Genomic DNA, 10,444 nt, shown 5'->3' with positions numbered 1-10,444 from the left:
CGTTCATCCACAGCCCCTAGATCTTCGTAGCCCGTAGATCTTCGGCGGACGCCTGCCCCGTGCGCGGCGCGCGGACGCCGACTTCGAGACTTCGAACTCCGAGAAGAGATTCACGAATCATGGCGAACTACACCGCCGCCGACGTCAAGAAGCTCCGCGAGCTCACCGGCGCCGGCATGATGGACTGCAAGAAGGCGCTGGACGAGGCCGAGGGCAACGTCGACAAGGCCGTCGAGGCTCTGCGCATCAAGGGCCAGAAGGGCGTCGCCAAGCGTGAGGGCCGCTCCGCCGAGAACGGCGCCGTGGTCTCCCTCATCGCCGACGACAACACCTCCGGTGTACTGGTCGAGCTGAAGTGCGAGACGGACTTCGTCGCCAAGGGCGAGAAGTTCCAGGCCGTCGCCACTGCGATCGCCGAGCACGTCGCCAAGACCTCCCCGGCCGACATCGAGGCCCTGCTCGCCTCCGAGATCGAGGCCGGCAAGACCGTGCAGGCGTACGTCGACGAGGCCAACGCCAACCTCGGCGAGAAGATCGTCCTGGACCGCTTCGCGCAGTTCGCCGACGGTTTCGTCTACTCCTACATGCACCGCACCATGCCCGACCTGCCGCCGCAGATCGGTGTCCTGGTCGAGCTGGACAAGGCCGACGCCGAGCTGGCCAAGGGTGTCGCCCAGCACATCGCCGCCTTCGCCCCGAAGTACCTCTCCAAGGAGGACGTGCCGGCCGAGGTCGTCGAGTCCGAGCGCCGCGTCGCCGAGGAGACCACCCGCGCCGAGGGCAAGCCCGAGGCCGCCCTGCCGAAGATCGTCGAGGGTCGCCTCAACGGCTTCTTCAAGGACGCCACGCTGCTCGGCCAGCCGTACGCGCTCGACAACAAGAAGTCCGTCCAGAAGGTCCTGGACGAGGCCGGTGTCACCCTGAAGCGCTTCACGCGCATCAAGGTCGGCATCTGAGTCCGTTACGCGACGGGCGCCCGGCCCCGATAGGGTCGAGTGCAGTCGTTCGTGTACGCCGCCACGTGCGCGCGTGACGCGCGACGGACGACAGCAGATCTGACGAGGAGGCCATTGCCGCGCATGGGATGCGAACACCACCCCACCGGCAATGGCCTTCTTCGTATGTGCGACACGTAAAGAGGCGAGATCTCCATGACCACCAAGCCCGAGAAGAGCGACGACGGCAAAGTACGCGGCCGGTTTCTGCTGAAACTGTCCGGAGAGGCGTTCTCCGGGGGCGGTGGCCTCGGCGTCGACCCCGACGTGGTGCACGCCATCGCCCGGGAGATCGCGGCCGTCGTCCGCGACGGCGCCGAGGTCGCCGTCGTCATCGGCGGCGGCAACTTCTTCCGCGGCGCCGAACTCCAGCAGCGCGGCATGGACCGGGCCCGCTCGGACTACATGGGCATGCTCGGCACGGTCATGAACTGCCTCGCCCTCCAGGACTTCCTGGAGAAGGAGGGCATCGACTCGCGCGTGCAGACCGCCATCACCATGGGCCAGGTCGCCGAGCCGTACATCCCGCTGCGTGCGGTACGCCATCTGGAGAAGGGCCGTGTGGTCATCTTCGGCGCCGGTATGGGCATGCCGTACTTCTCCACCGACACCACCGCCGCCCAGCGTGCCCTGGAGATCGACGCCGAGGCGCTGCTGATGGGCAAGAACGGCGTGGACGGGGTCTACGACTCCGACCCCAAGACCAACCCGGACGCGGTCAAGTTCGACGCCCTCGGCTACGGCGAGGTCATCACCCGCGACCTCAAGGTCGCCGACGCCACCGCCATCACCCTCTGCCGCGACAACAAGCTGCCGATCCTTGTGTTCGAGCTTCTCAAGGAGGGCAATATCGCGCGGGCCGTCAAGGGTGAGAAGATCGGCACTCTCGTGGGTGACCAGGGAAGCCGGGCCTGACCGACTCCTTCCCCTGCCCGGGGGACGGAGCCTGACCGGGGGATGGACAATGTCCTGCCGGTCGGGAACCGTGCAGGAAGAAGACGCGACGCAGCCGGCCGCCGACCGAACAGACAACAGCAGCCGGGCCTACTCAAGACACGCAGGAGCAAGTGGTGATCGAAGAGACCCTCCTCGAGGCCGAGGAGAAGATGGAGAAGGCCGTCGTGGTCGCCAAGGATGACTTCGCCGCGATCCGCACCGGCCGTGCGCACCCGGCGATGTTCAACAAGATCGTGGCCGACTACTACGGCGCGCTGACGCCGATCAACCAGCTGGCCTCGTTCTCGGTGCCGGAACCGCGCATGGCCGTGGTGACCCCGTTCGACAAGACCGCGCTGCGCAACATCGAGCAGGCGATCCGCGATTCCGACCTGGGCGTCAACCCGAGCAACGACGGCAACATCATCCGGGTGGTGTTCCCCGAACTCACCGAGGAGCGCCGCCGCGAGTACATCAAGGTCGCCAAGACCAAGGGCGAGGACGCCAAGGTCTCAATCCGTTCCGTGCGCCGCAAGGCCAAGGACGCCATCGACAAACTCGTCAAGGACGGCGAGGTCGGCGAGGACGAGGGCCGCCGTGCGGAGAAGGAGCTCGACGACACCACCGCGAAGTACGTCGCCCAGGTGGACGAGCTGCTCAAGCACAAGGAAGCGGAGCTCCTCGAGGTCTGATGAACGACTCTTCCTGGGGGGCGCCGCCACACAGCGGGTACTGGGCGCCGACCGACCGGGGACCTGTCCAGGGGCAAGCCCCGGCGGGTCCCGCGTACGATGCGCCTGAGGCTCGGCATCCGATGCAGACTCAGCCCATGCCCATCGTGCCCGACGTACCCGCGCATGGCGGGAACCAGGACGACGACCGGGGGGCGGCTCGGCAGGTCGGCCCCCTGTTCCACGACGAGACGCCGTCGGCGCATCCCCACGGGGAGGCGCCGCAGAAGCCGGAGCCCATGCCCGACGCCCCACACCCCGCCCCGCAGAAGAAGAGCGCGGGCCGTGACCTGGGTGCCGCCATAGGGGTCGGAGTCGGGCTCGGCGCGGTGATCGTGGCGTCGCTGTTCATCGTCAAGGCCGTCTTCGTCGGCGTGATAGCCGTCGCCGTCGTGGTCGGCCTGTGGGAGCTCACCTCCCGCCTGCAGGAACGAAAGGGCATCAAGGCGCCCCTCGTGCCGCTCGCGGTCGGCGGGGCGGCCATGGTCGTCGCCGGGTACGTACGCGGCCCGGAGGGCGCCTGGGTGGCCATGGCGCTCACCGCGCTCGCCGTCCTGGTGTGGCGGATGACGGAACCGCCGCAGAACTACCTCAAGGACGTCACCGCCGGGGTCTTCGCGGCCTTCTACGTACCGTTCCTGGCCACGTTCGTCGCGCTGATGCTCACTGCCGACGACGGACCGCAGCGGGTGCTGTTGTTCCTGGTGCTGACCGTCGTCAGCGACACGGGCGCGTACGCCGTCGGCTGGCGCTTCGGCACACACAAGCTCGCCCCGCGCATCAGCCCCGGCAAGACCCGTGAAGGACTGCTCGGAGCGATCGCCTTCGCCATGGTCGCGGGCGCCCTGCTCATGCAGTTCGTCATCCACGACGGCATCTGGTGGCAGGGGCTGCTCCTCGGTCTCGCCGTCGCCGCCAGCGCCACGCTGGGCGACCTCGGCGAATCCATGATCAAGCGGGACCTCGGCATCAAGGACATGGGCACACTGCTGCCGGGCCATGGCGGGATCATGGACCGGCTGGACTCATTGCTGCCGACGGCGCCGGTGGTGTGGCTGTTGCTGGTGCTGTTCGTGGGCGCCGGCTGACCGGTATGTACACGAGGCGTGAGAGCCCCCGTCCTGACCAGGGCGGGGGCTCATTGGCGTAGCCCCTCGGGCGGTCGAGTGGGACGATTTTCGTGGAGGCCCTTACAGGGGGGATACAGGGGGATCGCCCTGAAAGGGGGCGGACTTCATGTCCGACTTCCGTGAATCATCCGACTTCCGTGAATCGATCGACATCGACCGCCGCCCGGAGGACGTCTGGGCGTACATCACCGAGTTCTCCCACATCCCGGAATGGCAGGAGAACGCGGTCTCGGCGGAGCAACTCGACGCCGGGCCCGTCGGCGTCGGCTCCCGGCTGCGCATCACCCGGCACATCGGCCGCCGGGACATCCCGATGACCATGAAGCTCACCGAGTTCGAGCCACCGCGTGTCTGGGGTATGCAGGGCGTCGACGGCCCCGTCCGCGCCCATGTGCACGGCGAGATCACCCCGCTCGACGACGGCCGCCGCTCCCGCGTGACCATGGAGGTCGGCTTCGACGGCAAGGGCATCGGCAAGGCCCTCGTCCCCCTCGTCGTCCGCCCCCGGATCCGCAAGGAGCTGCCGCGCAACGAACAGCACCTCAAGGATCGGCTGGAACACACCCCCGCATAGCCCTACGGGCCGGGCACAGCCGTGGCCATGGGGCACCCAAACGATCTGCGACACTTGGTAGGCCATGCCTAAGCCCGGAGAACTCACTTTCGTCGCCCCCCGCGGAGCCAAGAAGCCGCCGCGGCACCTTGCCGATCTCACGCCTGCGGAGCGCAAGGAAGCCGTGGCCGCGGTCGGGGAGAAGCCGTTTCGTGCGAAGCAGTTGTCGCAGCACTACTTCGCGCGGTACGCGCACGCCCCGGAGCAGTGGACCGACATCCCCGCGGGTGCCCGTGCCAAGCTTCAGGAGGCGCTGCTTCCGGAGCTGATGACGGTCGTACGGCATCTGTCGACGGACCAGGACACGACCCGCAAGACGCTGTGGCGGCTGTTCGACGGGACGCTCGTCGAGTCGGTGCTGATGCGGTACCCGGACCGGGTGACCATGTGCATCAGCTCGCAGGCGGGGTGCGGGATGAACTGCCCGTTCTGCGCGACCGGGCAGGCGGGGCTGGACCGGAATCTGTCCACCGCGGAGATCGTCCACCAGATCGTCGACGGGATGCGGGCGCTGCGGGACGGCGAGATCCCGGGTGGGCCCGCGCGGCTCTCCAACATCGTCTTCATGGGGATGGGTGAACCGCTCGCCAACTACAACCGCGTCGTGGGGGCCATCCGCCGGCTCACCGATCCCGAGCCGGACGGGCTCGGGCTTTCCCAACGGGGGATCACCGTGTCGACGGTCGGGCTGGTGCCGGCCATCCACCGGTTCGCCGACGAGGGCTTCAAGTGCCGGCTCGCCATCTCGCTGCACGCGCCGGACGACGAGCTGCGCGACACGCTCGTACCAGTCAACACCCGGTGGAAGGTGCGCGAAGTCCTCGACGCCGGGTGGGAGTACGTGGCCAGGTCCGGGCGGCGGCTGTCCATCGAGTACGCGCTGATCCGGGACATCAACGACCAGGCCTGGCGCGGTGACCGGCTGGGCCGGCTGCTCAAGGGCAAGCCGGTGCATGTGAACCTGATTCCGCTCAACCCGACCCCGGGCTCCAAGTGGACCGCGTCGCGGCCCGAGGACGAGAAGGCGTTCGTGGAGGCCATCGCCGCCCATGGGGTGCCGGTGACCGTCCGGGACACCCGGGGGCAGGAGATCGACGGGGCGTGCGGCCAGCTGGCGGCGACCGAGAGGTAGCTCGCGGGCACCGGACAGTAGTCAGAATCCGGCCACGGGGTACTCTGACCTTCGTACACACATCTTCATATTCCGACAGGGGAGCGCCACAGCGCTGAGAGTGCGGCAACCAGGCCGCAGACCCTCTGAACCTCGCCCAGGTCATTCTGGGTAGGAAGTTCGGTCATCACTCAAGCTGTTGCGCCCTGCCCGGGAGCCGGCGGATCATCCGACGGTCCCGGGCAGGGCCGCGTCTCTTCCTGGTCACCTCCAGGAGGAATCAATTCAGTGGGCATCACCAAGAAGACAACGATTCTGGTCGTCGGTCTGGGGCTCGTCACGCTGTCCGCGTGCGGGTCGTCCGACTCGGGCAGCGACGGCGGCGGCGGCTCCAAGACCGTCACCCTCGTCAGCCATGGCTCCTTCGCCTACTCCAAGGACGTGCTGAAGGCGTTCGAGAAGGAGTCCGGGTACAAGGTCAAGGTCCTCAAGAGCGGTGACGCGGGGCAGGCCGTCAACCAGGCGATCCTGACGAAGGACAACCCGCAGGGCGACGTCTTCTTCGGCGTCGACAACACGCTGCTGTCCCGGGCGCTCGACAACGGCCTCTTCCAGTCGTACGAGGCGAAGGGGCTCGACAAGGTCGGCGCCGCTTACCAGCTCGACAAGGACGAGCACCGGGTCACGCCCATCGACACCGGGGACATCTGCGTCAACTACGACAAGACCTACTTCAGCGAACACAAGATCGAGCCGCCGCAGTCGTTCGACGACCTGATCAAGCCGGAGTACAAGGACCTGCTCGTCACCCAGAACGCCTCCACCTCCTCGCCGGGGCTCGGCTTCCTGCTCGGTACGGCGGCCAGGTACGGAGACGACGGGTGGGAGAGCTACTGGGAGAAGCTCAAGGCCAACGGCGTGAAGGTCGTCGACGGCTGGGAGCAGGCGTACTACCAGGAGTTCTCCGGGTCCACCGAGGGCAAGAAGGCCGGGGGCGACCGGCCGCTCGTCGTGTCGTACGCCTCCTCGCCGCCCGCCGAGGTCGTCTACGCGGACCCGCGGCCGAAGACCGCGCCCACCGGGGTCGCGGACGGTACCTGCTTCCGGCAGATCGAGTTCGCGGGGCTGCTGAGCAACGCGAAGAACGCCGAGGGCGGCAAGGCGCTGATCGACTTCCTGATCTCGAAGGAGTTCCAGGAGGACATGCCGCTCAACATGTTCGTGTACCCGGTGGTCGAGGGGGCGTCCGTGCCCGCCGAGTTCACCGAGTTCGGCCCTGCGGCGAAGGACCCCGAGACCATGGCCCCGGAGAAGATCGCCGAGAACCGTGACCAGTGGGTCAAGTCGTGGACCTCGCTCGTACTGAAGTAGCGAAGGCTCCTTCCGAGGTACCGAAGGCTCCTCGGAAGGAGCGAAGGGCCCCTACGGGGAGCGCGGCGCGGCTCGGGCTCATGGTCCTGCCCGTCGCGTTCTTCGGGGTGTTCTTCGCCTATCCCGTCGCCGCGATCGTCGAGCGCGGGCTGCACGTCGACGGCACGTGGCAGGTCGGGCGGATCGCGGAGGTGCTGGGGGACTCCGGGATCCGGCATGTGCTGTGGTTCACCACCTGGCAGGCGCTCGTCTCGACCGCTCTCACGCTGCTGATCGCGCTCCCCGGCGCGTATGTGTTCGCGCGCTTCGATTTCAGGGGCAAGCAAGTCCTGCGGGCGATCGTCACCGTGCCGTTCGTGCTGCCGACGGTCGTCGTCGGTACGGCGTTCCTGGCGCTGGTCGGGCGGGGCGGGCTGCTCGACGAGTGGTGGGGCGTACGACTGGACACGACGGTGTGGGCGATTCTGCTCGCGCATGTGTTCTTCAACTACGCGGTCGTCGTACGGACCGTCGGCGGGCTGTGGGCGCAGCTCGACCCCCGGCAGGAGGAGGCCGCGCGGATGCTCGGGGCGTCCCGGCTGCGGGCGTGGCGGACGGTGACGCTGCCCGCGCTCGCGCCCGCCGTGGCCGCCGCCGCGCTGATGGTCTTCCTCTTCACCTTCACCTCGTTCGGCGTGGTGCAGATCCTCGGCGGGCCGACCTTCTCCACGCTGGAAGTGGAGATCTACCGGCAGACCTCGGAGATCTTCGACCTCGCGACGGCGGCCGTGCTGACGCTCGTGCAGTTCGTCGCGGTCGGCCTGATCCTCGCCGTGCACGCCTGGACCGTACGGCGACGGGAGACCGCGCTGCGGCTGGTGGACGCCGCGCTCACGGCACGACGGCCGCGCGGGGCCGGGCAGTGGGCGCTGCTGGGCGGGGTCCTCGGCACGGTCGTCGTGCTGATCCTGCTGCCGCTGGGCGTGCTGGTGGAGCGGTCGTTCGGCGCGTCCGGGTCCGCGTTCGGCTATTACGAGGCGCTGACCGGCGACGACAGCGGGATCTTCCTGGTGGCGCCGATCGAGGCCGTCGGCAACTCGCTCACCTACGCGCTCGCGGCGACCGGCATCGCCGTGCTCATCGGCGGTCTCGCCGCTGCGGCCCTGACACGGCGGGCCGGTCGGCTCGTCCGGGGGTTCGACGCGCTGCTCATGCTGCCGTTGGGCGTGTCCGCGGTGACCGTCGGCTTCGGGTTCCTGATCGCGTTGGACGAGCCGCCGCTGGACCTGCGCAGTTCCTGGATCCTGGTGCCGCTGGCCCAGGCCCTGGTCGGCGTGCCCTTCGTCGTACGGACCATGCTGCCCGTGCTGCGGGCGGTGGACGAGCGGCTGCGGGAGGCGGCGGCCGTGCTGGGGGCGTCGCCGTGGCGGGTGTGGCGCGAGGTCGATCTGCCGCTGGTGCGGCGGGCGTTGCTGGTCGCGGCCGGGTTCGCCTTCGCGGTGTCGCTCGGGGAGTTCGGGGCGACCGTGTTCATCGCGCGAGCCGACAACCCGACGCTGCCGGTCGCGGTGGCCCGGCTGCTCGGGCGGCCCGGGGACCTCAATTACGGCCAGGCGATGGCCCTTTCGACGATTCTGATGGTGGTGTGCGCGGTGGCCCTGCTGGTCCTTGAGCGCCTTCGACCCGATCGCACGGGGGAGTTCTAGATGGTGCCGAACACGCTGCTGAGGCTTGCGGGCGCGACCGTGCGGTTCGGGGGGCGGCCCGTGCTCGACGCGGTCGATCTGGAGGTCGCCGAGCACGAGATCGTGTGTGTGCTGGGGCCCAGCGGCAGCGGCAAGTCCACGCTGCTGCGGGCGGTCGCCGGACTCCAACCCCTGGACTCCGGGCGGGTGTTGCTCGACGGACGGGACAACACCTCGGTGCCCGCGCACAAGCGTGACGTCGGCCTGATGTTCCAGGACCACCAGCTGTTCCCGCAGCGGGACGTGGGCGGCAACGTCGCCTTCGGGCTGCGGATGCACGGCGCATCCAAGGCCGAACAGACCGTACGGGTCGGAGAGTTGCTGGAGCTGGTCGGGCTGCCGGGGGCGGCGCGCCGGGCCGTCGCCGCGCTCTCCGGCGGTGAACAGCAGCGGGTCGCGCTGGCCCGCGCCCTCGCCCCGCGCCCCCGGCTGCTCATGCTCGACGAGCCCCTGGGCCAGCTGGACCGCTCGCTGCGGGAGCGGCTGGTCGTCGAACTGCGGGAGCTGTTCGGCGCGTTGGGCACGACCGTGCTGGCGGTCACCCATGACCAGGGCGAGGCGTTCGCGCTGGCCGACCGGGTCGTGGTGATGCGGGACGGGCGGATCGCGCAGTCCGGTACGCCGCTGGAGGTGTGGCAGCGGCCGGCGGACGAGTTCGTCGCACGCTTCCTCGGCTTCGACAACGTGGTCGACGCGACGGTGACCGGGCAGGCCGCGGACACCCCATGGGGCAAGGTCCCGGTCCCGGAGGGCTCGCCACAGGGTCCGGGCGCGCTGCTGGTGCGGCCCGCCGGCGTACGGCTGGTCGATGCGGCCGAGGGGCTGCGGTGCACGGTGGCGGCGCGCACCTTCCGGGGCACCCATGTCGCCGTACATCTCCAGCCGGAGGGCGCGCCGCGCCTTGAGGCGGCGTGCGCGCTGCGGGACGCGCCGGCGCCCGGGGACGAGGTCGGGGTGGAGTTCGACTCGGCGGAAATTGTCGTACTTGGCTGATCGTCCGGCGCATAGGGTGCGGGGCATGACGCTGCTCGCACATGACCGCTACTGCGACGAAATCGCCCACCAGGTCGGCCTGTTGAGATCCGTGGTGACCTCCGGCGCCGACCTGTCCGTCACCGTGCCGACCTGCCCGGACTGGACGCTGGAACAGCTCGTACGGCATGTGGGGGGCGCCCTGCGCTGGGTGGAGCTGACCGTGCGGACGCGGGCCGAGGAGGAGATCCCGGAGGAACGGGTGCCCGGCTTCGGTGGCCCCGAGGGCGAGGGGGACGCCGGCGCGCTGGACGTCTGGCTCGCGGAGACCGGCGAGATGCTGGTCGGCGCGCTGCGGGAGGCGGGGCCGGACGCCAAGGTGTGGGGATGGGCCGGGGTCCTCAACGCCGGGTTCTGGGCCCGCCGTATGACGCATGAGATCACCGTCCACCGCGCGGACGCGGCCCTCGCCGCCGGGCTGCCCTACGAGGTCGCGCCGGACGTCGCCGCCGACGCGATCGACGAGTGGCTGGAGATCATCCAGTGGGCGCAGCGGACGCTGCCGAAGGACCCGGCGAGGGAGTCGCGTCGGCCGGGGAGCAGCATCCATCTGCACGCCACCGACAACACGCCCGACGTGAACGCGGAGTGGTTCATCGACCTGTCCGGGGACGTCGTCGCCTGGCGGCGTGGCCACGAGAAGGCGACGGTCGCCCTGCGCGGCCCGCTCACCGAGGTGCTGCTCGCCTTCTACCGCCGACTCCCGCCGGACGGTGGGCGGTTGGAGGTGCTGGGCGAGCGTGACGTGCTGGACTCCTGGCTGGAGCGGTCGACGTTCGGCTGACCCGCCGACACGGCTGT

At 69.4% G+C, this 10,444-nt stretch carries 10 protein-coding genes; all 10 read left to right on the top strand.

All coding sequences use genetic code 11. The features are described 5' to 3' along the window. Positions 1-119 precede the first annotated feature (119 nt). The 10 genes from tsf (at position 120) to STRIP9103_RS34050 (ending at position 10,427) form a co-directional block, all read left to right on the top strand. Positions 120-956, top strand: coding sequence for a translation elongation factor Ts (gene tsf, locus STRIP9103_RS34095; protein ID WP_048821489.1), 837 nt, complete (start codon positions 120-122; stop codon positions 954-956). A gap of 195 nt (positions 957-1,151) precedes the next feature. Next, the gene (gene pyrH, locus STRIP9103_RS34090) at positions 1,152-1,910 is read left to right on the top strand and encodes a UMP kinase (protein WP_009328866.1); all 759 of its coding nucleotides are present in this window, start codon (positions 1,152-1,154) and stop codon (positions 1,908-1,910) included. 155 nt (positions 1,911-2,065) lie between these two features. Then, positions 2,066-2,623, top strand: a complete 558-nt coding sequence (frr, locus tag STRIP9103_RS34085) for a ribosome recycling factor (RefSeq protein WP_009328868.1) — start codon at positions 2,066-2,068, stop codon at positions 2,621-2,623. Then, positions 2,623-3,750: a phosphatidate cytidylyltransferase gene (locus STRIP9103_RS34080; protein ID WP_086019353.1), complete on the top strand. Its 1,128-nt coding sequence runs from the start codon at positions 2,623-2,625 to the stop codon at positions 3,748-3,750. Before frr ends, STRIP9103_RS34080 begins: the two co-directional genes overlap by 1 nt. A 148-nt stretch (positions 3,751-3,898) precedes the next feature. Continuing rightward, a complete protein-coding gene (locus tag STRIP9103_RS34075; protein ID WP_009328874.1) occupies positions 3,899-4,366 on the top strand; it encodes an SRPBCC family protein in 468 nt (155 codons plus the stop codon). A 64-nt stretch (positions 4,367-4,430) separates the two neighbouring features. After that, entirely contained in the window at positions 4,431-5,537 is a 1,107-nt protein-coding gene (gene rlmN, locus STRIP9103_RS34070; protein ID WP_009328865.1) for a dual-specificity RNA methyltransferase RlmN, read from the top strand. A 267-nt stretch (positions 5,538-5,804) separates the two neighbouring features. Beyond that, on the top strand, positions 5,805-6,887 hold the full coding sequence (locus STRIP9103_RS34065; protein ID WP_009328863.1) for a thiamine ABC transporter substrate-binding protein: 1,083 nt from the start codon (positions 5,805-5,807) through the stop codon (positions 6,885-6,887). After that, positions 6,863-8,572 carry an ABC transporter permease gene (locus tag STRIP9103_RS34060; RefSeq protein ID WP_374005301.1) on the top strand — a complete coding sequence of 570 codons (1,710 nt, stop codon included), beginning with the start codon at positions 6,863-6,865 and terminating at the stop codon, positions 8,570-8,572. Before STRIP9103_RS34065 ends, STRIP9103_RS34060 begins: the two co-directional genes overlap by 25 nt. Then, positions 8,573-9,604, top strand: coding sequence for an ABC transporter ATP-binding protein (locus tag STRIP9103_RS34055; protein ID WP_009328871.1), 1,032 nt, complete (start codon positions 8,573-8,575; stop codon positions 9,602-9,604). Between the two features lie 25 nt (positions 9,605-9,629). Further along, on the top strand, positions 9,630-10,427 hold the full coding sequence (locus tag STRIP9103_RS34050; protein ID WP_009328862.1) for a maleylpyruvate isomerase family mycothiol-dependent enzyme: 798 nt from the start codon (positions 9,630-9,632) through the stop codon (positions 10,425-10,427). The last annotated feature ends 17 nt before the right edge of the window (positions 10,428-10,444 follow it).

This window comes from Streptomyces ipomoeae 91-03, assembly GCF_000317595.1.
Classification (GTDB): domain Bacteria; phylum Actinomycetota; class Actinomycetes; order Streptomycetales; family Streptomycetaceae; genus Streptomyces; species Streptomyces ipomoeae.
Note: the sequence above shows the minus strand (reverse complement) of the source record. Positions and strands in the feature narration are given on the sequence as shown.

Excerpts from the sequence above, each read along its gene's own strand:
- tsf (WP_048821489.1), top strand. The coding sequence starts at position 120 with ATGGCGAACTACACCGCCGCCGACGTCAAGAAGCTCCGCGAGCTCACC.
- pyrH (WP_009328866.1), top strand. The coding sequence starts at position 1,152 with ATGACCACCAAGCCCGAGAAGAGCGACGACGGCAAAGTACGCGGCCGG.
- STRIP9103_RS34080 (WP_086019353.1), top strand. The coding sequence starts at position 2,623 with ATGAACGACTCTTCCTGGGGGGCGCCGCCACACAGCGGGTACTGGGCG.
- STRIP9103_RS34075 (WP_009328874.1), top strand. The coding sequence starts at position 3,899 with ATGTCCGACTTCCGTGAATCATCCGACTTCCGTGAATCGATCGACATC.
- rlmN (WP_009328865.1), top strand. The coding sequence starts at position 4,431 with ATGCCTAAGCCCGGAGAACTCACTTTCGTCGCCCCCCGCGGAGCCAAG.
- STRIP9103_RS34055 (WP_009328871.1), top strand. The coding sequence starts at position 8,573 with ATGGTGCCGAACACGCTGCTGAGGCTTGCGGGCGCGACCGTGCGGTTC.
- STRIP9103_RS34050 (WP_009328862.1), top strand. The coding sequence starts at position 9,630 with ATGACGCTGCTCGCACATGACCGCTACTGCGACGAAATCGCCCACCAG.